This is a genomic window from Pseudomonas sp. TE12234, from assembly GCF_054061835.1.
Genome location: NZ_JBSSEP010000002.1, coordinates 604,149 through 627,299, shown reverse-complemented (window position 1 = coordinate 627,299; position 23,151 = coordinate 604,149). Strand labels below are relative to the sequence as shown.

Sequence of the window (23,151 nt, the reverse complement as noted above, 5' to 3'; positions counted from 1 at the left end):
ACCACCAGTTCCTTCGGGTTCTCGGCCACTTCCGGGTCGAGGTTGTTCATCAGCATGCGCAGCGGCGCTTCGGTCAGCCAGCTTTTGGCGGTCAGTTGGTTGCCGCGGGCAGCGCGGATTACGACGTCACGCAGGCGAGTGGTTTTGGCAGTCATGGTCATCTCCTCATTCAATGGTCAGCGGGTTGGCGCTAGCGTTACCGCATGTACATATACGCTTATACCAACCTGTATGTACAAGTGAATGCAAGTGAGGGGCCAAAATCTGGTTTTTTGGAGGGGGTAAAAACCAAAAAATCAATAAAAATGTTTTAAATCAAATAGTTAAATTAATGATAAAAATATCGAGCGCAGAGAGATGGCTGCAAATTCTGTTGCAACATTGCGATTTTTACGTGAAGGCGGTGTGCGTTTTGTAACACTTTTGTGCGCGTTTTGAGGCGAGGTGTCACCCTTTTGCCGATCGGTGCGGCAGTGGTAACAGCTTCAGGGGAAGTTTGTGCAGGCGGGTTCGTCGAGCGACCGGCGGGGGCCGCTCGAACGGTGATTCAGTTGCCGAATTTGCCTTCCAGGCGATAGCGCGAACCCGGATAGACCAGGCGAGCACAACCGACCTGACCTTTTGCCGCCCATGTACGACGGCGGATCAACAGGCAAGGCTCATAGCGTTTGATCTGCAGCAGTTTGCACTCGGCGGCTTTGGCGTGGATCGACTCGACGACATGCTCGCCTTCGGTCAGTGGCGCCAACTGGATCAGGTAGGCGTACGGCGTGACCTTGCTGAAGTCCTGCTGCAAATAGGCGGGGGCCACTTCGGCATTGACGAAGCGCTCTTCGATTTGCACCGGTACGCCATTCTCGTGATGCACCACCACCGAGTGAAATATCCGGCTGACACCTTCGAGCGGGAACGGCATCGAAGCCCGCGCGCGTTCCGGCATTTCTTCAAGCACGATCACTTCGCAGCGATGCTCATGCCCTCGGGCGGCAATTTCTTCGGCGATATTGTGGATCTCGAAGAGCGCGGCATGGCCCTTGGGCTCGGCGACAAAAGTGCCGACACCCTGCATGCGCACCAGCGATCCCTCGATCGTCAGTTCACGCAGGGCCCGGTTGATGGTCATGCGACTGACCCCCAGCAAATTCAGCAATTCGCTTTCCGAGGGCAGTTTGGAGTTGGGCAACCATGCGCCGGAGCGAATCTTCTGCATGATGATTTGCTTGACCCGGGCATACAGGGGGGAGGGGCTTTCGAGCGAAAAGGACTCGAGGGATGCATTATCCTCAACAGGTTTGGACACAGTAATTCCTGATTAAAAAATGAATTGCTCCGATAGGCCTGGAGCGAAGTTTACTCTGTCGCCGAGGATACGCCTATGCAGGAAATGGAGCGGAAGGGCGGTCAAAGCTATCCACAAAAGTCGTGGGTATTCCTGTGGATAAACACCCAGACACAGCGAAATGCAGGGCTTGTAATGTGTTGGTCATTTATTGAGCTTAAAGGCGCGTTCGCCGTGATGCCGGTAGCGCTCGACAGGGTTTCGAGGGCCGCCGTCGGCCCCCGCCACTACTCCATCGCCGCGACCGGGTCGGCACTCGGCGGGTTCTTCGCCGGCTTGATGATCAACAGCAGCGGCATGACCGCCAGCGACAACAGCATCAACAGCTTGAAGTCATCCAGGTAGGCCACCCAACTGGCCTGCACCGTGATCATGGCGTCCAGCGTGGCGCGACCGGAGGCGACCATCGGGTCCAGGTAGCTCTTGATCGCCCAGGCATCGAAAGCCCGGTTGAACGGAGTAACGTAGGCGCCGATTTCCGCATGGTTGACCTGGATGTTCTGCGCCAGCAGCACGGTGACGATGGAGATCCCGACGCTGGAGCCGACATTTCGCGACAGGCTATACAGCCCGGTCCCTTCGGCCCGCAGGTTGACGGGCAGTGTTGCGAAGGCAACGGTGGTCAGCGGCACAAAGAGCATGCCCAGGCTGGTGCCTTGAATGAAGCCGACCACGATGATGGTTTGTATCGACACATTGGGCGTCCAGCCGGTCATCAGCCACATGGACAGTGCCGACAAGCCCAGACCGGTCAACAGCAATAGGCGCGTATCGACTTTGCCCAGCAAGCGACCGGCGAGGAACATGGTCAGCATCGTGCCCAGGCCCCGAGGGCCCATCACCATGCCGGCGGTCAGCACCGGGTAGCCCATCAGGGTTTGCAGGTAGGGCGTCATCAACGCCAGCGAAGCCAGGTAAGTGATGCCAACGATAAAGATGAAGATCACGCTGATCGAAAAATTGCGGTCCTTGAACAGCTTCGGGCTGATGAAGGGATTGTCGGCCGTGAAGGTGTGGACCAGGAACACGTAGCTCGCGGCGGCGGCCACCACGGCTTCGATCAGGATTTCAATGGAAGAGAACCAGCCCAGCTGTTCACCTCGATCGAGGAACAGTTGCAAGGCCATGATCGCCACGCTCAGCGACCCGAAGCCGAGCCAGTCCAGGCGCGTTTCAGTGTCGGTGGGTGTTTCGCTCACGTAGTAGACGATACCGGCCAGCGCCAGCAAACCAATGGGCAAGTTGATGAAGAACACCCATCGCCAGCTGAAGTTATCGGTCAGCCAGCCGCCCAGCATCGGGCCCAGCACAGGGCCGACCATGACCGAGACACCGAACAGCGCCATGGCCGAACCGCGTTCCTTGAGGCTGTAGATGTCCAGCAAAATGCCCTGGGACAGCGGCACCAGCGCGGCGCCCGCAAGGCCCTGGAGCAAGCGGAACAGGATGATTTCTTCCAGTGATTGCGCCAGGCCGCAAAGAATCGAGGAGACGACGAAGCCGATGATCGCCCACAGCAGCACGCGTTTGCGCCCGAAGCGCCGGGCCAGAAAGGCAGAAGGCGGGGTCATGATCGCGGCAGCGACGATGTAGGAGGTCAGTACCCAGTTGATCTGGTCCGAACTGGCCGAGATGCTGCCTTGCATGTAGGGCAGGGCGACGTTGGCGATGGTCGTGTCCAGCGCTTGCATGATCACCGCCAGCACCACGCAGGCGGTGATCATGCCGCGATGGGCTACCGGTTGCGTCGCGGCCGACTCATTCATGGCCCGGGGCCTGACTGGCAAGCGACCCCGAGAACATTTCCGGCAGCCCGCGCGCCTTGCCGGTATTGATCCGGGCCTCCACGCTCATGCCGGTGCGCAGGGAGGGTTTTTGTCCGGCATCGTCGATGCTGATGCGCACGGGAATCCGTTGCACGACTTTGACCCAGTTGCCCGTGGTGTTCTGCGCCGGCAGCAGGGAAAAGCTGGAACCCGAGGCGGGGCTGATGCTTTCGACGGTGCCGTGCCATTGCACGCCGGGGTAACTGTCGACGCTGATATCGACGGGCTGGCCGGGTTTCACATGGGTCAGTTCGGTTTCCTTGGGTGATGCGGCGACCCACAGATGGTCGGCCGACACCAGGCTGATGCCCGATTGCGGCGGTTGCAGGTAGGCGCCGACTTGCAGCGAGTCAACGTTGGTCACGATGCCGTCGAATGGCGCCCTGACCACCGAGTTGGTCAGGTTGCGCTGGGCTTCGTCGACGGCGGCCTGGGCCTGCATGTAGGTGGGTTGCTGTTCGACCGGGGTATCGATGCGTCCACCCAATTGCGCTAGTACCATCTGCGCCGTGGCCTTGGCGACGGCGATTTTTTGCCGGGTGCTGTCCAGGGCGTGCTTGGCGTCGTCGTAGTTGGTCTTGGACACCGCGGAAACCTTGAGCAGGGTCTCCTGACGCTGGAAGCCGGCCTGGTAGTACGGAAGGTCGATTTGAGCCTGGTCGATTTCGGCCAGCGCCTGGTTGTAGCTGGCCTTGAGATTGAGGATCTGATTGCGCACGTTGCCCAGTTGCGCCCTGGCGCTGGCCAAGGCAATTTCAAAGGGCTCTGGCTTGAGGGTGAACAACACCTGGCCCTGGACGACCCGCTGGTTGTCCTTGACGTCCACCGAGGCCACCAGGCCCGAGACATCGGTGGAGACGCCCACATGATCGGCCTGGATATAGGCGTTGTCGGTCGAGATGATCTGCCCGCCGGTGACATACAGGTAGCCACCCAACAGCAGCATGAGGGGCAGCAATGCGAACAGCGCGGTTCGCGTGCGCTGGCGTTTCGGGCGATCAGGGGAAGCGTCGATCTGCCGGCCCTGCGCCTGGCCGAGGTCCGGTTTGGGCGCCTCGATTGACGAGGGGCTTTCCATTCGTGGGGCGGTGGGCCGCAGCGGTGACTCCGGCGGCGACTTCAGGCCTTGATCAGCCATGATGGCGCACCTCCTCCTCGTCGATAGGGCGGCTGCAGGCCTCGATCAGGTTTGCCCTGACCCGCTTCATCATCTGCAGCAGCAGTTGGCTCTCTTCCTCCGAGAACCCGGCCGTGGCTTCCTGGCGTGTCTGCTGCCCCATGCTGCGCATCAGTTCCAGCAGCGGATGGGCTTGTTCGGTCAGAAACAGCAGGGACAGGCGGCGATCGGTCGGGTGGCGGCGCCGCTCGATCAACCCGCGCTCGGCCATTTTGTCCAGCAGGCGCACCAGGGTGATCGACTCCAGCTCCAGCAAGTCCGCAAGGCCTTTTTGATGAATCCCCTCGTTGATCGACAACATGGCCAGCACCTGCCATTGCGAGCGCGTGAGACCGACGTGTCGCGCACGTTGTTCAAAACGCTTGCGCATTAAACGGGCGCTGTCGTGCAGGGCGAAACCAAGGGTCAGGATGTCGGTCATGGTGAAATCTTCAGGGGGAGAGTTAGCTCATCATAGTTGAGCTTGTAATTAGGCTGCTATCTATATTTTCGAGAAAATGCGCCGTGTGTGCGGAACGCTGCCGACGCCCCGCAGCGATCAGTCTGGCTCGGGGCTTACAGGTTGTTCGCCAGCCATTCGCAAAAGCTGCGGGCATTGTTCTCACTGTCGCGATGGGTCAGCAGGGCCCAGTTCGGACCGCGGATGGTTTGCTCGACCAGCGGCTGCAACAAGCCATTGGCCCGGGCCTGCTGGCTGAGCAATTCGCTGACCAGGGCAATGCCCAGGCCCGCGCATGCGGCATCGAGCAGCAGTCCGGGATCGGAGAAGTTCAGCCCCTGGTCTTGCTGACCGACATCGATGCCCGACTCCACCGCCCAATGACTCCAATCCATTTCCCGCTCGCCGTGCAAGGTGGTGCGCTGGTCACCGGGCAGCGCCAACAGGTTCGGGTGGCAGGCCGGGTAGAGGCGGTCGGCGTGCAGCACTTTGAAGCTGCACTCGGCCTGGGAGCTGATGTCATCGCGCACGGCAATGTCGATGGTCTGGCTGGCCATGTCCGGAACTTCATCGGTGCTGAAAATCCACAGGTCAACGTCCGGATGCTGGCGGCGAAAATCCCCCAGGCGCGGCAGCAGCCAGTGGCGGGCGAACGCCGGGGTGGTGTTGAGCACCAGTTGATTGGGTTTCTGGTATTGCCCCAGGCGTCGAATGCCAACGGCCAATTGTTGCAACAGTGCCTGGGTGGTGCTGAGCAGATCGTGGCCGGCGTCGGTCAGGCTGACGCTGCGCCCGCTGCGAAAGAACAGAGGTTGTTCAAGGTAGGCCTCCAGGCTGCGTATCTGCTGGCTGATGGCTGACTGGGTGAGGTGCAACTCCTCTGCGGCCTTGTGAAAGCTGCCCAGTCGGGCAGCCGCTTCAAAGCCGCGAAGGGTGCTGAGGGGTGGCCAGTGCTTGAGCATATCGATAAGTTTTCCTAATCAGTTGTCGGCAAAATCCATCGTTTGTTAGCCCGTTTTTGCAGCCGTAGCATGGAAGACAGGACCGCCAAGACGGTTTTTGTTGAACACAATGGCTTAACTAAAGGGCTTTTTATCATGCAGCACAACGAACTTCGAAGCACCGGTTGGATGATGCCGGCAGAGTGGGCCAGGCACGCCGCGACGTGGATGGTGTGGCCGCACAACAAGGCACTCTGGGAGTCGGGCTGGGGCGTCACCCTGGCCCAGGTACAGGAAGACTTCGCTGGCGTGGCCAACGCCATTGCCCGTTTCGAACCGGTGAAGATGGTGGTCGATCCATCGGCTGTTGCCCGTGCCAAAGCCCTGTGCGGGCCCAACATCGAACTGATCGAGCTGGCGGTAAACGACAGTTGGTGCCGCGACTCCGGCCCGAGCTTTGTCTGTCACCCGCAGCTGGGTCTGGCCGGGGTGAGCTGGCGCTTCAACGCCTGGGGTGGCAAGTCGGCCCATGATCTGGATGAAAGCCTGGCGCGACGTGCACTCAATCATCTGGGCGTGGAGTGCTTCGGCACACCTTTGAGCAACGAAGGCGGCGCCATTCACGTGGACGGCGAGGGCACGCTGATCACAACCGAATCAGTGCTGCTCAACCGCAATCGCAATCCGGGCATCGGCAAGGCTGAAATGGAGGAAATCTTCGCGCGGCTGCTGGGCGTGAAGAAGACGATCTGGCTGCCGGGTGACCCGGACCATGTGACCGGCGACATGACTGACGGCCATGTCGATGGAGTGTGCGCATTCGCGCGCCCCGGTGTGTTGCTGGTGGATGCCACCCATGACCAGCAATCGGTGTACGCCGAAGTGGTCCGCGAAAACCGGCGTGCGCTGGAACTGGCGACTGATGCCCAGGGCCGTCGGTTCGAACTGATCGAACTGTATGAAGCCACCGATGCCGTGGACAGCGAGGCAGAAGTGTTCTGTGCCTCCTGCACCAATTTCTACATCGCCAACGACGCGATCATCATGCCGGCTTACGGCATCGATGCCGATAACGTGGCTGCTGAAGTCCTGGCCAAGGCGTTTCCGGGGCGCGAAGTGGTACCGGTGCGGATCAATCATCTGGCCCATGGCGGTGGGGGAGTGCATTGCATTACCCAGCAACAGCCTGTCTGGCCGGTGGAGGGTTGATCTCATGACTGTGTTGACCATTGCCACGACCCAGATGCCTTGCACCTGGGACTTGCAAAAAAACCTCGATCAGGCAGAGCAACTGGTGCGCGATGCTGCGGCACAGGGTGCCCGGCTCATCTTGCTGCAGGAGCTGTTTACCACCCCGTACTTTTGTATCGAGCAAAGCCACCGACACCTCGCGCTGGCCGAAGAGTTTCGTGACAGTCTTGTGCTCCAGCGCTTTGCCGCGCTGGCCAGGGAGTTGGGCGTGGTGCTGCCCCTGAGCTGGTTCGAAAGGGCCGGTAACGCCTGTTTCAATTCGCTGAGCGTGGCCGATGCCGATGGGCGCTTGCTCAGCGTGTACCGCAAGACCCATATCCCCAATGCCATCGGTTATCAGGAGAAGGAATACTTCAGCCCCGGCGATACCGGCTTTCGTGTCTGGGACACGGCATACGGACGCATCGGCGTGGGCATCTGCTGGGATCAGTGGTTCCCCGAGACCGCGCGCTGCCTGGCGTTGATGGGCGCCGAGGTGTTGCTGTTTCCCACGGCCATCGGTTCGGAGCCCGGCTGCACGTCCCTGGACTCACGGGACCACTGGCAAATGACCATGCGTGGCCATGCGGCGGCCAACATCTTGCCGGTGGTGGCGGCCAACCGTGTCGGCCGTGAAGCCGCGACCACCGACCCTGACTTGCAGATGAGTTTCTACGGCTCGTCCTTTATCTGTAACCACAAGGGCAAATTGCTCGCCGAGGCCGACCGCGACAGCACCGCCGTGCTGGTGCACAGCCTGGACCTGGCCGCCATGCGCGAAGAGCGCTTGAGCTGGGGCATCTACCGTGACCGTCGCCCGGACATGTACGGGGCGCTGTTGAGTCAGGACGGTCGTCACATCAACGCACGCTGGAACACTCAAGGGGTATGACATGCGCTTATCCAACACGCTGTTGAGCGGTGCCCTCGGCCTGGCACTGAGCGGTGCCTTGCCCTCGTTGCACGCCGAGGAGAAAACCCTGCGGCTGTACAACTGGGCCGATTATTTTGCCGAGGACACCCTGAGTCGATTCACCGCTGAAACCGGGATCAAGGTGATCTACGACGTCATGGATGGCAGCGAGACGCTGGAAGCCAAGATGCTCGCCGGTGGCAGCGGTTACGACCTGATCTTCCCCGGTGACACCGTGGCCGAGCGCCTGATGCGCGCCGGTAGCCTGCTGCCGCTGGATCGCTCGAAGCTCACCGCCCTGGCCGATATCGAACCCGGTTTGCAGAAGCTGCATGGGCATTACGAGCATTCGAGCCAGGCCACGGTCCCTTATACCTGGGGCACCATCGGCCTGACCTACAATGACGAGCAGATAAGGCAGCGCTTGCCCAATGCTCCGGTCAACAGCCTGGACATGCTGTTCAAGCCGGAACTGGCGAGTAAATTCGCCGATTGCGGAATCTCGATGATTGATTCCCCGGACGAAGTGCTGGCCGTGGTGCTCAATTATCTCGGTCGGGAACCGCGCAGTGCCAGGCCGGAGGACCTGGCCGCGGCGAGTGACCTGCTGCTCAAGTTGCGGCCATACATTCGCAAGTTCCAGTCGCAGCCGGTGACGGATCTGGTCAACGGCAACCTGTGCCTGTCCCTCGGTTACAGCGGTGACATGACCCAGGCGCAACGGACCTCGGACGCCGCGGGCAAGAAAACCTCGTTCCAGTACCGCATTCCCCGCGAAGGCACCACGGTGTGGATGGACACCATGGCGATTCCTGTCGACGCCAGGCATCCGGAGTACGCCTATGCGTTCATCAACTTCGTCATGCGTCCCCAGAACATGGCAGCCATCAGTAATTTCACCGGCTACCCCACCTCGAATGCCAAGGCGCGTCCGGGCGTTGATGCAAGCATGCGCAACAACCCGGACATTTACCTCGACGAGGCCACCTACGAGCGGCTGATTCCGGGCAAGGACATTCCCCAGGCGGACATGCGGGCGCGCATGCGAACCTGGACCAAGTTCAAGACCGCCACGGCAAATTAACGTCCTCGTCATTCTTGAGGCACACAAAACCCTGTGGGGGCACGTTTGCTCCCACAGATGATTCGGGCTTATCCCGTGGATGCCTCAGCGCAGGCGTTCAAGCATTTGGTAGTACCACATGCCAGCGGCGAGCATCGGGTTGCCGAGCAGGTCGCCCATGGGGACGCGGATGTGCTGGCAGGCGGCGAAGGTGTCGAAGTGCTCCAGTTGTCCGGTGATCGCGCGGCCCATGATTTCGCCCATGATGTGGGTGGTGGCGATGCCATGCCCGGAGTAGCCCTGGCAGTACCAGACGTTGTCCGAAAGCTTGCCCAGTTGCGGGATGCGGTTGATCACGATGCCCATCGCGCAGCTCCACTGATAATCGATGGCCACGCCCTTGAGCGCCGGGAACGTTTGCTCGATGCAAGGGCGCAACTCGGCGGCGATGTCCCGTGAATCCTTGCCGCTGTAGTTGGCGCCGCCACCGAACAGCAGGCGACCATCGGCCGTCAGGCGGTAGTAGTCGAGGACGAAGCGGCAGTCGTAGACGGCCAGGTCTTCGGGGTTGATCTGTCTGGCCAGGTCGCCCAGCGGCGCGGTGGTGACGATGCCGCCCATGGCCGGGAAGATCTTGCCCTTGAGCTTGCCGGGTTCCAGTTTGTGGTAGACGTCGCCGGCCAGCAGCACCTGGTTGGCGTCGATGCGACCGTGGGCGGTGCGCACGCCAGGGCTCTTGTGCGGGCCATCGCCGTGAATGATCTCCAGCACTTCGCTGTTTTCGAAGATCAGCGCGCCCAGGCTCTCGGCCGCGCGGGCTTCGCCGATGCACAGGTTCAGCGGGTGCAGGTGCATGTTGCGGGTGTTCTTGATTGCTCCGTGGTAGAGGTCGCTTTGCAGCAGGTCGCGCACCTGGCTGCGGTCGAGCAGGCTGACCTCGTCGCCCATGCCACGGCGCACGGCTTCGTCGTAATCCTTGCGTAAACCCTCCATGTGACCTGGCTTGTAAGCCGCGTGCAGGTGACCGTGCTTGAGGTCGCAGGCGATGCCGTATTTTTCCACCCGCTGCCGGATGATCTGGTGCCCGCGCCAGCGCAGGTGCCAGATGAAATCGTCGACGTCTTCGCCGAGGGTGCGGCGCATCTGCTTGCGCATGGCTTCGTCGCCCGAGAGGCTGCCGGTGACCTGGCCGCCGTTTCGCCCCGTGGCGCCCCAGCCGATCTTGTGGCTTTCGACGATCGCGACTTTGAGGCCTTTTTCAGCCAGCTCGACCGCCGTGGCGACGCCGGTGAAGCCGCCGCCGATGATCACCACGTCAACCCGGTGTTGGCCTTGCAGGGTCGGGTAATCGGTGTCCTGGTTGAGGGTGGCGGTGTAGTAGGAATTGCAGCGTTGGTTAGTCATGTCAGGGTCCAGGCAAAAAATGAAGAGAAGTCAGCGCGGCCCCTGTGGGAGCGAGCCTGCTCGCGATAGGCCGTGTCAGTCATCTCAGTGGTGACTGACACACCGCCATCGCGAGCAGGCTCGCTCCCACAGGGGGTTGGGGGCTGATTGGGCTCACGCCTCAGTCAGATACCAGCGCCAGTCCTGCTCACCCACTTCGCCCATGAACTGCCGATACTCGGCACGCTTGACCGCCAGATAAACCCCAAGAAATTCCTGACCCAGTGCATCCCGCGCCCAGGCCGAGTTCTCCAGTGCCGTCAGGGATGTCAGCCAGTCGGTGGGCAGCAATTGCGTGGCTTGCGCATAACCGTTGCCTTGCACCGGCTCACCCGGATCGAGGTTTTCGCGGAGGCCGCGATGGATGCCGGCCAGAATTGCCGCCGCCGCCAGATACGGGTTGGCGTCGGCGCCGCAGATGCGGTGTTCGATGTGCCGGCTGTTGGCCGGGCCACCCGGCACGCGCAGGCTCACCGTGCGGTTATCGACGCCCCAGGTCGGAGCCAGGGGCGCATAGCTGTTGGCCTGGAAACGCCGGTAGGAGTTGGCGTTGGGGCAAAACAATAACAACGAATCGAGCAGCGAGGCGAGCATGCCGCCGATGGCGGTACGCAGCAGCGGGGTGCCGGCCGGGTGCTCGGAGGCGAACAGGTTGCGACCTTCGGCATCGGCAATGCTGACGTGCATGTGCATGCCGGTACCGGCCAGGTCGTCGAACGGTTTGGCCATGAACGTCGCCTGCATGCCGTGCTTGTGGGCGACCGCTTTCACCAGGCGTTTGTAACGCACGGCCTGGTCCATCGCCAGCAAGGCATCGCCGTGTTCCAGGGTGATTTCCACCTGGCCCGGGGCGTATTCGGAAATCGCCGTGCGTGCCGGAATGTCGTGCAGTTTGCAGGCGGCATAGAGGTCGGCGAGGAACGGTTCGATCTGTTCCAGCTCGCGCAGTCCGTAGACCTGAGTGTGCCGTGGACGACCGCCGTCAGCGTCCAGCGCCGGTTGCGGGCGACCGTTGTGATCGCGTTTGCTGTCCAGCAGATAGAACTCCAGCTCGCAGGCCATCACCGGGTGGTAACCCTCGGCTTTGAGGCCATCGATGACCTTGATCAGCAGGTGACGCGGGTCGGCGATGCTCGCCGGCATGCCTTCTTGCGGGTGCATGCTGACCTGCACCGCCGCTGTCGGAATCTGCCGCCACGGCAAGCGCACCAGGCTGCCTTCGAGCGGGTAGGCGCGGCAGTCGATATCGCCGACGTCCCACACCAGCCCGGAGTTCTCGACGTCTTCGCCCTGCAAGGTCAGGCCAAGGATGGTGCTGGGCAGCGGACGACCGCTTTCGTACACCGCCAGCAGTTCTTCGCGGTGCAACAGTTTGCCCCGTGGCACGCCGTTGGCATCGAGAATGAACAGCTCGATCATGTCGATATCGGGGTTGTTCGCCAGAAAGCGTTGGGCATCTTCAAGGGCTGCGAATTTCATTGTTCGTCACTCACGTTGGCGTCCCGCGGACGCACGGATTCGGGCCGCGGCACGGTCACGGACAAAGATCCGTTGCGTGCGGGCAGCGATAGCAAAAAGGCAGGGGAGGCTCGATGCGTCGAAGACGCAATCAGGCGAGCAGGCAGCTATCCGGCGGGCGTGCGGAGTGACGCAGTTTTGAGCGGCGCAGGGCCATGGGGAGGTTGACGATGCGTTTCATCAGGCAATGCCGTCCGCGACCAGCAGCGAGGTGGTCAGGATCGAGACATCCAGCAAGGGGTGCTCTGACGGCGAAGTGCGCATGACTCATGTTTCCAGGAGGAAAACGTCGGTGGCTGGTAAACAGCCATCCGGGGATGGCTGGATACTAGGGGTGAAAGCGGCACATGTAAATCTTTGATTCAGTGCAGCAGGTGCACGCCCAGTCCGATCAGGCCACAACCGAGCAACACTTCGATGACTCCGCGCTTGAACCGAAGCAAGGCAATGGCGGCCGCGATGGCGATCAGCAATGAAGGCCAGTCCAGCTGTCCGGCGAAGCCCTTGGGCCACAGCACGTGATAACCAAAAAAGCACGCCAGGTTAAGAATCACGCCGACCACCGCGGCAGTGATCGCCGTCAGTGGCGCGGTGAATTTCAGTTCGTTATGGGTGGACTCCACCAGTGGCCCGCCGGCGAGGATGAACAGGAACGAAGGCAGGAAAGTGAACCAGGTCACCAGCGTGGCCGCGAGGGCGCCGGCGACAAAAGCCTGATCGGGGCCGAACACAGGATGGACATAGGCGCCGATAAAACCGACGAAGGCCACGATCATGATCAGCGGCCCCGGCGTGGTTTCGCCCAGCGCCAGGCCGTCGATCATCTGCGTCGGCGTCAGCCAGCCATAGTGGCCGACCGCGCCCTGATACACATAGGGCAGCACCGCGTAGGCGCCGCCGAAAGTCAGCAGGGCCGCTTTGGTAAAGAACCAGCTCATTTGCGTCAGCGTGCCTTCCCAGCCGAACAGGACGGTGAGGGTCGCCATCGGCAGTGTCCACAACGCCGCGCCGATCAGCGCCAGGCGCAGCAGTTTCCAGCGACTGAAACGGGCATGGTCGGGGGGCGGCGTGTCGTCGTCGATCAGTGCCGGGCCGAAGGATTTTTTCGCAGTACCGTGGCCGCCCGTGGTGAATTTATCCGGGGCCAGGCGTCCGCCGAAGTAACCGATGATGGCCGCGCCCAGCACGATCAGCGGAAACGGCACGTTGCCGAGGAAGATCGCGGCGAATGACGCTGCGGCGATCGCCCACATCCAGCCGTTCTTCAGCGCACGGGAGCCGATCCGGTGCGCGGCTTGCAGCACAATCGCGGTGACCGCCGGCTTGATCCCGTAAAACAGCCCGGCCACCACCGGCACTTCACCGAAGGCGATGTACACCCAGGACAGGGCAATCAGGATGAACAGCGATGGCAGCACAAACAGCGCACCGGCGATCACGCCACCCCAGGTTCGGTGCATCAGCCAGCCGAGGTAGGTCGCCAGTTGCTGGGCTTCGGGGCCGGGCAGCAACATGCAGTAGTTGAGGGCATGCAGGAAGCGCCGCTCGGAGATCCAGCGGCGGCGCTCGACCAGTTCCTGGTGCATGATCGAAATCTGTCCGGCCGGCCCGCCGAAGCTGATGAAACCGAGCTTGAGCCAGAATCGGAACGCTTCACTGAGGCTGATTGGCGCAGGCTTGGTCAGTTCGGCGGGGCTGTTTGGGGAGGGCGTGAGGCTCAAGCGAATGTTCCTTGTGCGGGGGCGCTTTGAGCCGCTGACTGTAGCCATGAAGCGGGGGTTTGAACAGTCGGTTTTACTCGACCGTTGTGGGAGCTGGCTTGCCAGCGAGGGCGGCGGCACATCCGGCTTGGATGTCGACTGACAGGCCGCCATCGCTAGCCGCCCCCCGCGTTTTTTCAGTTCAGGACAAAGTCCACCGGTTCCAGTTGTGGCGGCAGTTCCGTCACGCCCAGTGCGTCCAGGACGTCGCGCTCGATGTTGCGCACGATGGCGTCGGTGGGCAGGTCGTTTTCGTCGCGGCCGAACGGGTCTTCCAGTTCATCGGCAATCGCATCCAGCCCGAAAAAGGTGTAGCTGACGATCGCGGTGAAAACCGGTGTCAGCCAGCCCAGGGGTTCGGCCATGGCGAACGGCAGCAGGATGCAGAACAGGTAGATGGTCCGGTGCAGCAGCAAGGTGTAGGGGAACGGCAGCGGGGTGTTTTTGATCCGTTCACAGATCGCCTGGGCGCGGGTCAGGTTGGTCAGGTGACCGGCAATGATTGTATAGCGCCATTCATTGATGGCGCCCGACTCGCTGAGTGCCGAGCACTGTTGGCCAACCTGCATCAGTACTTGCCCGCTGATGTCCTGGGTGCCGCCCTTGGGAATCGGCTGCAACCAGTCACCGCTGGCGGCCAGTTCGTTCTCCTTGCGCAATCGGGCGTTTAACGCATGGGCGAAGCCGCAGAGGTTACTGAGAATCGCGTGTCGCTCACGGGCGTCCTTGATGATCCGGGTTTCGCGAATCATCGACCGGACTTCCACGATGATGTCGCCCCACGCCTTGCGCGCTTCATACCAGCGGTCATAACAGGCGTTGTTGCGAAAGCTCATGAAGATCGACAGCGACAAGCCCAGCAGGGTGAAGGGCGTCGCACTGACTTTGGAAAAGTAGCTGGGGTGCAGCGTTTCGATGAACACGATGGCCGAGGCCAGCAGCGTCACCATCAGGCTGCGCAGGGCAATGCGCTTGGCAATCGAACCCTTGAGTGAAGTCAGGACACCGATCAGGTTGGGTTTGGGTCTGACGATCATGGTCTTTCAGCCGCCTGTCATGTTCATGAAGCGCACAACCTGGACATCGTCGTTCACTTCGAAATGGTGCCGATAAGGTTTGAGTTTCATCGCCTCGATGATGGCGTGTTCCAGACGTTCGGGCTGGCCGGGGTGGCTGCGCAAGACAGCCTTGAGGTCGACGGCGTGTTCGTTGCCCAGGCACAGCAGCAGGCGCCCCTCCACGGTCAGTCGCACCCGGTTGCAGGTGCCGCAAAAATTGTGGCTGTGGGGCGAAATGAACCCCAGGCGAATGTGCGGCGCTTCGGCCAGGCGCCAGTAGCGTGAAGGGCCCTGGGTCGACTCGGCGGAATCAATCAAAGTGTAGCGTTCGGCGATGTTTTCACGTACCTGGGCGCTGGAGAAAAACGCCTCGGCGCGGCTGTGTTCGTGGATGGTGCCCAAGGGCATTTCTTCGATGAAGGAAATGTCCAGGTTGCGGTCGATGGCAAAGCTCACCAGGTCATTGATTTCGTGATCGTTGCGGCCCTTCATCACCACGCAGTTGAGCTTGGTGTTGCGAAATCCGGCCTTGTTGGCGGCGTCGATGCCCTTGATGACCTGCGCCAGTTCACCGGTGCGGGTCAGTTCGCGAAAGCGTTGCGGGTCGAGGCAGTCGAGGCTGATGTTCAGCCGCTGGACCCCGGCCTCGAACAATGGCTGAGCCAGTCTGGCCAACTGCGAGCCGTTGGTGGTCAAGCACAGTTCACGCAGGCCGGGCAGGGCGGCGATCTTCTGGCACAGTTGCACCACGCCCGGGCGGATCAGCGGCTCGCCGCCAGTCAGGCGGATCTTGCGGGTGCCCAGTGCGACGAAGCTTTGGGCCACCTGATAGATCTCTTCCAGGGTCAGCACTCGCTGCCGGGGCAGGAACTGCATGTCCTCGGCCATGCAGTACACGCAACGGAAATCGCAGCGATCGGTGACCGACATGCGCAGGTAGTCCACACGCCGGGAGAACCCATCGACCAAGACTCGCTCTGACATGAATTCCTCATACGCATTGAATGAGTATCCGCAAAACCGGTAGGAACAAGCTCGCTCCTACCCTTACGAATGACGTGATGTGCGGATTTGTTGAGGGGAGGCTAAGGGCAACTCGGGAGAACGTCCAATCACTATGAGTAACCGGTTGATCGACGGCATCTATGAAGAGCTGTTTTCGTCAGGAACTGACATTTATGTTTTTTAAATTATTGATAAATAACGATAAAAATCTTGGTGTTTATCGTCGATAGAGGGGGCGCAACGAGCGAAAAGGCGACATTAAACGCGCATTCCTGTTCTTTTCACCGTCAAACGATTGATGACCTCAATCAGGTCAAGGTCAACGTCCGGCGCATCAATCGCCGTGGGCGGGCTGGTCGGCGATTACGCTCCGACAAGCCCCCTCGCCACAGAGGTCGTCTCAGGTCAGGTCGCTACTGCGCCCCGAACATCACGGTCCAGTAAATCCCCGCATCGCTCTTCGGATCGGTCGCGTAGGCCGCTCCCAGGTCACGAAACAGCGGGTTCATCACGTTGGCGCAATGACCGGGGCTGGCCATCCAGCCATCGACCACCTTGCGCACAGTGTCTTGCCCGGCGGCGATGGTCTCGCCGATCTCCTGGAAGTTGTAGCCCGCCAGTTCCGCCCGGTCGCCCGGCGTGCGGCCATCCTGGTCCTTGTGGTCGAAGAAGTTTTTATTGGCCATGTTGCGCGAATGCGCTTCGGCGGCGGTCGCCAGCGTGGCGTTCCAGGCCAGTGGCGTGGTGGCGGCAAAGGACTGCGTGCCGCACTGGCGTGCTTTGCTGCGGGCGATGTTGAGTTCGGCCAGCAGTTTCTGGCCTTCGGTCTGCCAGTCGCCCAGGCGTGCGCTGAGCAACGGACGGGCGACAACGATGCGCCAGTCACGGTCCTGATGGCTGACACCGACATCGACAAATTGCGGGTCCAGCACGATCTGGCAAAAACTCTCCTGTATCGCTTTCATCGCCGAGGCCGCATCACGGGGCCCGGACAGGCTGATCGCCTGCACATTCTTCATGGGGTAACCGGCGGTCGCCATGGCCTGCTGCAAATTGCCGATGCTGGTGGCGGACAGCACCAGGCGCGGGTCGGCCGACAGCGGCGGCAGCTCCGACGACACCTGACCGGCGCAACGCTGCAACTGGCTGCGGTAGACGTTGATCGATTCGATCAGCTGTGACTCTTCGCTCGCCATCGCGCTGGCGGCAAACAGCAGACCCAGTGACAACCCGGCAAAGCGCATTGCGGATGATAGTGAACGCATGGAAATCCCCCTTGAGCTGACTGCGCCCATGATGCGCGAAGTTACCCCGTCAAGGGCAACGGATTTTCCAGAATGTTGCGGCGAGCGTGCAAACATTTCACTACTACACTTTAGCGCTACTGCCCACTGAGTCTTGCCGACCATGCGCTTCGACTGGATTGCAACCTGCCTCGCAATAATGCTGCTCGCCGGCCCGGCATTGGCCACCGATCAGGAGCAAAAACAACAAGTTGCCAAAGAGAAGGCCGAGGTGCTGGAACAAAAGGCTACGCAAGACAGCAACCCGGCACCGGTACCCAAGGCCGAAGCCATTACCCAGCCTGAAGCCCAGGCCGTGGACCCGGCGGGCAAGGCGCCGCTGGATGACGCCATCACTTGCCTGGCCCGTTCCATCTACTGGGAAGCCAAGGGCAAGGAATCCACCGACATGGAGGCCGTCGCCAATGTGGTCATGAACCGCCTGGGCCACGAAGGCTTTCCCGATACCGTCTGCGGTGTGGTCAAACAAGGCTCGGAAACCAAGAGTTGCCAGTTCTCCTGGTGGTGTGACGGCAAGTCCGACACGGTTCAGGAGGAGGCGCCCTATGCCATGGCCAAGGAAATCGCGCGCAAGGCACTGAACAAGCAGCTGCCGGATCACACCGGCGGCGCCTTGTATTTCCATGACCGCACGGTCAAGCCCGATTGGGCGGACAAGTACGTCAAAACCGCGGATATCGGCTTGTTCAGGTTCTATAAACCCCGTGATGGGGATGCCAGGTAAGCAGGCGCGATCAGCAACGCGCTCTGAAAAAAATTATCCGAACCACCGAAACCTGAATATTTCTGATTTATAAGCTTCATGTCCGGGCCATGCAGTAGTAACTTCATGCGCGCAATCCATCTGCCGACAGGAACCGGTGTTTATCGCCGGCCAGGCCTTTGGCTTTATCGTGTACTTGCGCGATCTGCAGTTGATTGCCCAAAGCAAAAACCTTAAGGAATAAGCTATGCGTCGAACCCTATCGCCCCGAGTCGAATGCCTGGGCCTGATGCTGTTGGCCCTGTTATTGATCGGTGCAGGCCTTGGACTGCGCCAGGCGCAGAACGTCGATGAAGAACGTTTTCTCGGCGTGGCCCTGGAGATGCTGCAAAACGGCTCGTGGCTGATCCCACACCGCGCAGCAGAAATCTACGGCGACAAACCGCCGATTTTCATGTGGACAGTGGCGTTCTTCACCTGGCTCACCGGCAAACCCAACCTCGCGTTGTACCTTCCGGGGGTGTTTTCCGCGGTGACCGTCACGGCGATGGTTTATGACCTGGGCCGCCGGCTGTGGAACCAGCGCATCGGGCGCATTGCCGCGTTGTTGTACCTGGCGACCTACCAGACCTACAGCATCCTGCGCACCGGGCAGATCGACAGCTTTCTGATTCTGTTCACCACGCTGGGCCTGTATGGCCTGGCCCGCCATCTATTGCTGGGCCCGGCGTGGCGCTGGTTCTATGTGGGTTGCGCCGCCATGGGCATCGGGGTGATCACCAAAGGCGTGGGCTTTCTGCCGGCGCTGATGCTGATCCCTTATGCCTATGCGGTACGCAAGGATTGGCCGGGCGTGGTGGCCATGCCGGGCCAGGCGCGCAAATGGTGGCTCGGGTTGCTGGTGATGCTGGCGGCGATTGCGGTCTGGCTGTTACCCATGGCGTTGTCCATCGTATTCAATGGCACCGCTGACGAGGTGGCCTATGCCCGGGAAATCCTCCTGCGCCAGACCGCCGGGCGCTACGCCAACTCATGGCATCACCGCGAACCGTTCTGGTACTTCTTCACCAACGTCATTCCGCAATACTGGTTGCCTTTGGTGCTGGCCTTGCCATGGCTGGTGCCGGCCTGGCGCCGTCAGCTGAAAAAACGTGACGGCCGGGTGCTGGTATTGCTCGGTTGGGTCGCACTGGTGCTGTTGTTCTTTTGCATCAGTGCCGGCAAGCGCAAGTTGTACATCTACCCGGCGCTGCCGGGGCTGGTGCTGGTGGCTGCACCCCTGATCCCCTGGTTGCTGCAACGCTGGTTCAAGCAGCGTCCGCGACTGCGCCGGGTATTTCCGGCCCTGGTGGCGGCCTGGTTCGTGCTGTGGTTCGCCCGCGGGTTTATCGAACCGTTCGCCGAAGGCGCCAATCCGGATCGGGCCGTCATGGCCCAGGCCGCGACCATGAGTCACGGCGCGGACCTGGTGCTGGTCAACTGGGAGGAGGGGCACTGGTTGTTCGCCCGCCAGCCAATCGTGCATTTCGGCATGGACAACTCCTCGGTCGAAAAGGCCGCCCAATGGCTGCGGGAACACCCGCAGGCCTATGCCCTGGTGCCGGCCGATGTCCTGACCCGGTGCTTCAAGCCTGAGGCCGCTCATGAACTGGGCGAAAACTCCCGTGCACATTGGTCGCTCGTCGGCGCCGATGCCGATAACGGTCAATGCCAGCCAGGACCATCCCCCAAGTTCTATCGGTTCGAATGGACGCCAGTCGTCGTGAAGTAGTCAGGGGCATGAACCTTGCGATTGATGTTCAACAGCAATCGCAAGGCTTCCGGTCCTAAGGGGCTAACCCTTTAGAACTTGGCAAAATTCAACGCATCGACAATCGCCGAGCCGCCAATCCCGGTCAGCGACAACAGCAGCGCCTTGATCAGCGGGTCTTCGGCATAGCGCGAGAAAGAGCCGGTGTTGAGAGTCGCCACCCGCTCGCGGATCATCTTGAACTTGCCGTAGCAGGGCGCTGTTTCCTGGGTTTCCAGCAGGTAGGCGTCGAGTCGTTGCAAGGCCCGGGTACGGGCCTTTTCGGCGGCGCGTCGCAATGACAGCGCGGAACCGAGCAGCAACAGCGCCGTCACCAGGTACGAGATGACCAGGCCGGGCGGTGTCGGCCAGTTGTCGAACAGGCTGCTGCGCGAAGCCACCAGGATCAACATGACCACTGTCGGCGCGTAGATCAGCCGGTTGACGGCCGAGGTGCGCTTGGCGATCAGTTGCAAATCCACCCACTCATCGATGCAGGGGTGCTTGAGCATTCCGAAGATTTTCTTGTGCTCGGCCTGCAACGACCCCGGCCAGATCGCGTGATGCTCGCTCAGATGGCGGATAAATCGCGTCAGCAGCAGATTGGCGTCCATGACCCAGAACACCAACACCTGGAAAGTCAGGGTGGGGATCAGCCAGCTCACCATCCACCACATCGATTGGCCGCGAACGGGCATGCCCTCCATGGGCCAGACGACAAACAGCACGCTGGTGACGACGACGTAAAGCCAGGTGGCGAGTGCCGTTCGCAGCATGCGCGCACCGAACGAACCACAGATGCAATGCTCACCCCAGAAGCGGGCAATGGAGATCATTTTGCGCCCGTCGGTGCAACTGAGTTGAGCCGACGCACAGGGTTTTGACCAGTCTTCGCTGGCGCTCATCAACGGGAAAAATATCAGCAGCAACCAGTGCCCCAGTTCATTGCACCAGCGCCGCAAGCTCCAGCCTTTGCCTCGGCGCAGCAAACGTCGGACCTGGCCCCATAACGTCATCTCGTATTTGCGCATGTGCAGGCGCAAATGGAAGGTGGTTTCGATTTCGGCCCGGTTGATGCGCAACTTGCGCCAGCCCCAGGTCAATGCCGAGATTGATATCAGCACCGCCAGCAAACGCAACGCCACGGTCGGCCAGGCGCTGATGCCTTCGAACAGGAACATCGGCTCGCCCAGGCCGTTGTCGGTCAGGGTGCTGCGCATCTGGTAGGCCAGCATCAGCGCGAGGATGAACATCACCAGCGGGACCACGATGTACCATACCCAGGCGTCATCGGAGGCCGGGACGGGGCTGGCCATCGGATCCTCGGCCAGCGCCAGTTTTCGGGTGGAACGCCGGGTCAGGTTCAGCGACAGGATGCCCAGCAGGATCAACACGAAGGTGAACCAGAGAAACTCCGCATGCCAGAACCGTGTGGCGATGAAGGCGCACACCGCCGCGACCATGAACAGGCTGATCGGCACGCCGCGCACCCAGGCCAGCCGCGCGTCATGGTCATCCCGCGGACCTTCGATCCGCCACCAGAGGATAAAACCGGCAATCATCAGCAAGGAGAACGTGAGCGGCCCGGCCCAGAAAAAGGACTGGGTTTGTTTGAAACGCTCGCGGATCGATGGTGACGGTTCAGGGTAGGGCGGTGGCGAGGGATCCTGCAGGCAGCGCAGGGCCATGAGGTCGTGGGGGCGAATGCCGCGATCGGATTGCGATTGCGTCGGCGCCTGGCAATTGACCGGGCGCGAGGCGCTAAGCCGGGTCGCCAGGGGAATGAAGCCACTGATGCCGACTTCATAAATGCCCGGCGAAAGCAGCTCCGATTTTGAATAGTCGAATTTCGCACGCTTGACCTCGAATGACTGCGGCGCCAGCGCCGCCAGCACCGAGACAAATACGGCACTTTGCAGGCTGTCGCGAAACGGCGGCACATCTTGTTGCAGGGCGCGGGTCAGCGTGAGCCCGTAGGGGGCGGCGAGGATCAGGTTGCGGGTGGTCTGCGCCTGGCCCCGTTGCAGCATGCGGGCATCGAGGTCGGTGGAAAAGTACAGTTTGTAGGGCATCCGGCTCTTGAGTGCCTGCAACACCAGCAGCTTGTCGTAGGCATCCACGCCCAGTATGCCGATGGCGCCAATGCCGCTCTGGCCGTTGCGGTGATAAGTCGCGTCTTCGCTGGCGATGTGGTCGGCCAGGCGTCGCAGGTAGTCGAGCTGAGAATTGCCGTCGGCTTTTTCCAGCGGGCTCAGGTCGATCTGAGTGGTCCCCGCCGTGTTTTTGCTGGCATCGGTGCTGGCGGTCTTGTCGGTGCTCGCCGATTCCTCCGGCAGACGCCCATCCAGGCCGCGTAAATAGCTGAAGCGCAAAATCCATTGGTCGACCGCTTCGCGCTGGTTCTTTTCGCTGTCATTCAGGTGCGCGTCCCGGGCCACTTGCATCTTGAAGCTTTCGATCAGCGCGCGACTGTAGAAACTGTCCCATTCGGAAATCAAGGCGATGCGGTTGTCGCTGCGCCGCAGCGTGCGCGTGCAGGGTGAATCGGTCCTGCGCTGCGTGCCTTCGCCGCAACGCACGCCGATGGCCGGGTCGACGCGGCGCAACTGCAACTCTTCGAGCATCAATTGGGTCATGGTGCCGTCGTCGCTGACGGTGCGCAGCAACTTCATGGGTGGCCGATTGGCCAGCGGCGGTGACAACGGCTGGTAGCCGCGATCCAGGGTTTCGTTATCGGCGGTGGCCAGCGGCGAGTAGATCTCGACATTCGGCGTGGCCTTGCCGATGTCCTGATCCTGGAACATGTCCCGCAGCACGGTTGAGGTCGAGGGGCCGATGACCTTCAGCACGGCCTGCCCGGGCGGTTCGGCGCAGGCTGTGGGGGCGCACGCCGCAGCGACTTTCTGGTTCAGGGTCTGGCGCAGGGTTTCCAGGCTTTGCAACGGCGTCGGGCCAAGTGCGTCCTGTTTCAACCAGAAAACAATCGTGCGGTCGGGAGGAGGTGATGCGCCTTCAAGCGCTGTCGGCGGATCGAAGGAGTTGGAGATGAACACTTCATAGGGCGCGTCGACGAAAGCGCTTGCCTGCGGCGCATCGGGGGAAAGAGTGTCGGCGAGTCTCAGGCAGTGAATGTACTGCTCCTGATCCGGCACCCGATGGGAGTTCTTGAAGCCGGCCAGCAAGGCGTAGCGAATCCGCCGGCGTCGCTCGACCTCATCGGCGTAGGGGCCGCCCTCGACCAGCGCGACCATGATGTCGGGCAGCGGTTTAGCACCGGACAGCGTTGATAGCGCAGGGCTGCAAACGTTCGCGGCGTCCGGGTTTTTGCTGTCGCCGAGTTTTTTGCGATAGCGCTCCACCGCGTCGAAAGGGTCCTGCCAGAGCCGTGCTTCGATAGGCAGTTGCGCCTGGAATTGTGCGCCGACGGGGCGCGGCTCAAGGAAGGGTTCGCGGTTGAGGGCGAACATCGATACCACCAGACTCAGGATGACTGCACTGCCTGGCAACCAAAAGGCCAGGTTCGTGCCCGAACCCTTGCTGTCCACGGCCTGTGCCTCTTGTTGTCGGCCAACTGCGTACAGTTATGTATAGACGCAAACAACCAAGGGGTTTGGCCTGAATGGACGATTATTTGCCCGATTTG

General features: G+C 61.2%; 17 protein-coding genes and 2 pseudogenes. 6 read left to right on the top strand and 13 right to left on the bottom strand.

Going from position 1 to position 23,151, the window contains the following annotated elements; translation table 11 throughout:
* The 6 genes and pseudogenes from ACVWYU_RS06475 to ACVWYU_RS06450 form a co-directional block, all read right to left on the bottom strand.
* Positions 1 to 155 (bottom strand): annotated as a pseudogene (locus ACVWYU_RS06475) (urocanate hydratase); the annotation flags it as partial.
* A gap of 392 nt (positions 156 to 547) precedes the next feature.
* Positions 548 to 1,300, bottom strand: a complete 753-nt coding sequence (gene hutC / locus ACVWYU_RS06470; RefSeq protein ID WP_090320430.1) for a histidine utilization repressor — start codon at positions 1,298 to 1,300, stop codon at positions 548 to 550.
* 266 nt (positions 1,301 to 1,566) lie between these two features.
* Complete coding sequence (locus ACVWYU_RS06465; protein ID WP_457372259.1) at positions 1,567 to 3,105, bottom strand: MDR family MFS transporter; 1,539 nt, start codon at positions 3,103 to 3,105, stop codon at positions 1,567 to 1,569.
* Complete coding sequence (locus ACVWYU_RS06460; RefSeq protein WP_457372258.1) at positions 3,098 to 4,303, bottom strand: HlyD family secretion protein; 1,206 nt, start codon at positions 4,301 to 4,303, stop codon at positions 3,098 to 3,100. The genes ACVWYU_RS06465 and ACVWYU_RS06460 overlap by 8 nt, the downstream gene beginning before the upstream one ends.
* A complete protein-coding gene (locus ACVWYU_RS06455; RefSeq protein ID WP_247256402.1) occupies positions 4,296 to 4,763 on the bottom strand; it encodes a MarR family winged helix-turn-helix transcriptional regulator in 468 nt (155 codons plus the stop codon). Before ACVWYU_RS06455 ends, ACVWYU_RS06460 begins: the two co-directional genes overlap by 8 nt.
* Before the next feature lie 134 nt (positions 4,764 to 4,897).
* Positions 4,898 to 5,743, bottom strand: a complete 846-nt coding sequence (locus ACVWYU_RS06450) for a LysR substrate-binding domain-containing protein (RefSeq protein ID WP_090320443.1) — start codon at positions 5,741 to 5,743, stop codon at positions 4,898 to 4,900.
* Between the two features lie 135 nt (positions 5,744 to 5,878).
* On the opposite strand from ACVWYU_RS06450, the gene ACVWYU_RS06445 reads away from it, so the two are divergent.
* The 3 genes from ACVWYU_RS06445 to ACVWYU_RS06435 are packed head-to-tail and all read left to right on the top strand — an operon-like array spanning position 5,879 to position 8,949.
* Complete coding sequence (locus tag ACVWYU_RS06445) at positions 5,879 to 6,931, top strand: agmatine deiminase family protein (RefSeq protein WP_457372257.1); 1,053 nt, start codon at positions 5,879 to 5,881, stop codon at positions 6,929 to 6,931.
* 4 nt (positions 6,932 to 6,935) lie between these two features.
* Complete coding sequence (gene aguB, locus ACVWYU_RS06440) at positions 6,936 to 7,844, top strand: N-carbamoylputrescine amidase (RefSeq protein ID WP_457372256.1); 909 nt, start codon at positions 6,936 to 6,938, stop codon at positions 7,842 to 7,844.
* Position 7,845: 1 nt separating this feature from the next.
* Positions 7,846 to 8,949, top strand: a complete 1,104-nt coding sequence (locus ACVWYU_RS06435; RefSeq protein ID WP_090320449.1) for an extracellular solute-binding protein — start codon at positions 7,846 to 7,848, stop codon at positions 8,947 to 8,949.
* 84 nt (positions 8,950 to 9,033) lie between these two features.
* Here the strand turns inward: ACVWYU_RS06435 and ACVWYU_RS06430 are convergent, their stop codons facing one another.
* From ACVWYU_RS06430 to ACVWYU_RS06405, 6 genes are all read right to left on the bottom strand, one after another.
* Entirely contained in the window at positions 9,034 to 10,332 is a 1,299-nt protein-coding gene (locus ACVWYU_RS06430; RefSeq protein WP_457372255.1) for an NAD(P)/FAD-dependent oxidoreductase, read from the bottom strand.
* A 153-nt stretch (positions 10,333 to 10,485) separates the two neighbouring features.
* The gene (locus ACVWYU_RS06425) at positions 10,486 to 11,850 is read right to left on the bottom strand and encodes a glutamine synthetase family protein (RefSeq protein ID WP_248916612.1); all 1,365 of its coding nucleotides are present in this window, start codon (positions 11,848 to 11,850) and stop codon (positions 10,486 to 10,488) included.
* A 401-nt stretch (positions 11,851 to 12,251) separates the two neighbouring features.
* Positions 12,252 to 13,610 carry a chromate efflux transporter gene (gene chrA / locus ACVWYU_RS06420; protein WP_457372254.1) on the bottom strand — a complete coding sequence of 453 codons (1,359 nt, stop codon included), beginning with the start codon at positions 13,608 to 13,610 and terminating at the stop codon, positions 12,252 to 12,254.
* A gap of 176 nt (positions 13,611 to 13,786) precedes the next feature.
* Positions 13,787 to 14,686 (bottom strand): bestrophin family protein, encoded by a 900-nt coding sequence (locus ACVWYU_RS06415; RefSeq protein ID WP_090320460.1) that lies wholly within the window; start codon positions 14,684 to 14,686, stop codon positions 13,787 to 13,789.
* A gap of 6 nt (positions 14,687 to 14,692) precedes the next feature.
* Positions 14,693 to 15,691, bottom strand: coding sequence for a GTP 3',8-cyclase MoaA (moaA, locus tag ACVWYU_RS06410; protein WP_457372253.1), 999 nt, complete (start codon positions 15,689 to 15,691; stop codon positions 14,693 to 14,695).
* 434 nt (positions 15,692 to 16,125) lie between these two features.
* A complete protein-coding gene (locus tag ACVWYU_RS06405) occupies positions 16,126 to 16,977 on the bottom strand; it encodes a CAP domain-containing protein (protein ID WP_090320466.1) in 852 nt (283 codons plus the stop codon).
* Between the two features lie 142 nt (positions 16,978 to 17,119).
* On the opposite strand from ACVWYU_RS06405, the gene ACVWYU_RS06400 reads away from it, so the two are divergent.
* The 3 genes and pseudogenes from ACVWYU_RS06400 (at position 17,120) to ACVWYU_RS06390 (ending at position 19,490) form a co-directional block, all read left to right on the top strand.
* Entirely contained in the window at positions 17,120 to 17,740 is a 621-nt protein-coding gene (locus ACVWYU_RS06400) for a cell wall hydrolase (protein WP_457372252.1), read from the top strand.
* A gap of 124 nt (positions 17,741 to 17,864) precedes the next feature.
* Positions 17,865 to 17,963 (top strand): annotated as a pseudogene (locus ACVWYU_RS06395) (lipid-A-disaccharide synthase N-terminal domain-containing protein); the annotation flags it as partial.
* A gap of 3 nt (positions 17,964 to 17,966) precedes the next feature.
* Entirely contained in the window at positions 17,967 to 19,490 is a 1,524-nt protein-coding gene (locus ACVWYU_RS06390) for an ArnT family glycosyltransferase (protein ID WP_457372251.1), read from the top strand.
* A 71-nt stretch (positions 19,491 to 19,561) separates the two neighbouring features.
* On the opposite strand, the gene ACVWYU_RS06385 is transcribed toward ACVWYU_RS06390, so the two are convergent.
* The gene (locus ACVWYU_RS06385) at positions 19,562 to 23,053 is read right to left on the bottom strand and encodes a hypothetical protein (protein WP_457372250.1); all 3,492 of its coding nucleotides are present in this window, start codon (positions 23,051 to 23,053) and stop codon (positions 19,562 to 19,564) included.
* Between the last annotated feature and the right edge of the window lie 98 nt (positions 23,054 to 23,151).

Bases quoted from the DNA above. Each gene is read 5' to 3' on its own strand.
- ACVWYU_RS06465 (WP_457372259.1), bottom strand. From the start codon at position 3,105: ATGAATGAGTCGGCCGCGACGCAACCGGTAGCCCATCGCGGCATGATC.
- ACVWYU_RS06460 (WP_457372258.1), bottom strand. From the start codon at position 4,303: ATGGCTGATCAAGGCCTGAAGTCGCCGCCGGAGTCACCGCTGCGGCCC.
- ACVWYU_RS06455 (WP_247256402.1), bottom strand. From the start codon at position 4,763: ATGACCGACATCCTGACCCTTGGTTTCGCCCTGCACGACAGCGCCCGT.
- ACVWYU_RS06450 (WP_090320443.1), bottom strand. From the start codon at position 5,743: ATGCTCAAGCACTGGCCACCCCTCAGCACCCTTCGCGGCTTTGAAGCG.
- ACVWYU_RS06445 (WP_457372257.1), top strand. From the start codon at position 5,879: ATGCAGCACAACGAACTTCGAAGCACCGGTTGGATGATGCCGGCAGAG.
- aguB (WP_457372256.1), top strand. From the start codon at position 6,936: ATGACTGTGTTGACCATTGCCACGACCCAGATGCCTTGCACCTGGGAC.
- ACVWYU_RS06435 (WP_090320449.1), top strand. From the start codon at position 7,846: ATGCGCTTATCCAACACGCTGTTGAGCGGTGCCCTCGGCCTGGCACTG.
- ACVWYU_RS06430 (WP_457372255.1), bottom strand. From the start codon at position 10,332: ATGACTAACCAACGCTGCAATTCCTACTACACCGCCACCCTCAACCAG.
- ACVWYU_RS06425 (WP_248916612.1), bottom strand. From the start codon at position 11,850: ATGAAATTCGCAGCCCTTGAAGATGCCCAACGCTTTCTGGCGAACAAC.
- ACVWYU_RS06415 (WP_090320460.1), bottom strand. From the start codon at position 14,686: ATGATCGTCAGACCCAAACCCAACCTGATCGGTGTCCTGACTTCACTC.
- moaA (WP_457372253.1), bottom strand. From the start codon at position 15,691: ATGTCAGAGCGAGTCTTGGTCGATGGGTTCTCCCGGCGTGTGGACTAC.
- ACVWYU_RS06405 (WP_090320466.1), bottom strand. From the start codon at position 16,977: ATGCGTTCACTATCATCCGCAATGCGCTTTGCCGGGTTGTCACTGGGT.
- ACVWYU_RS06400 (WP_457372252.1), top strand. From the start codon at position 17,120: ATGCGCTTCGACTGGATTGCAACCTGCCTCGCAATAATGCTGCTCGCC.
- ACVWYU_RS06390 (WP_457372251.1), top strand. From the start codon at position 17,967: ATGCGTCGAACCCTATCGCCCCGAGTCGAATGCCTGGGCCTGATGCTG.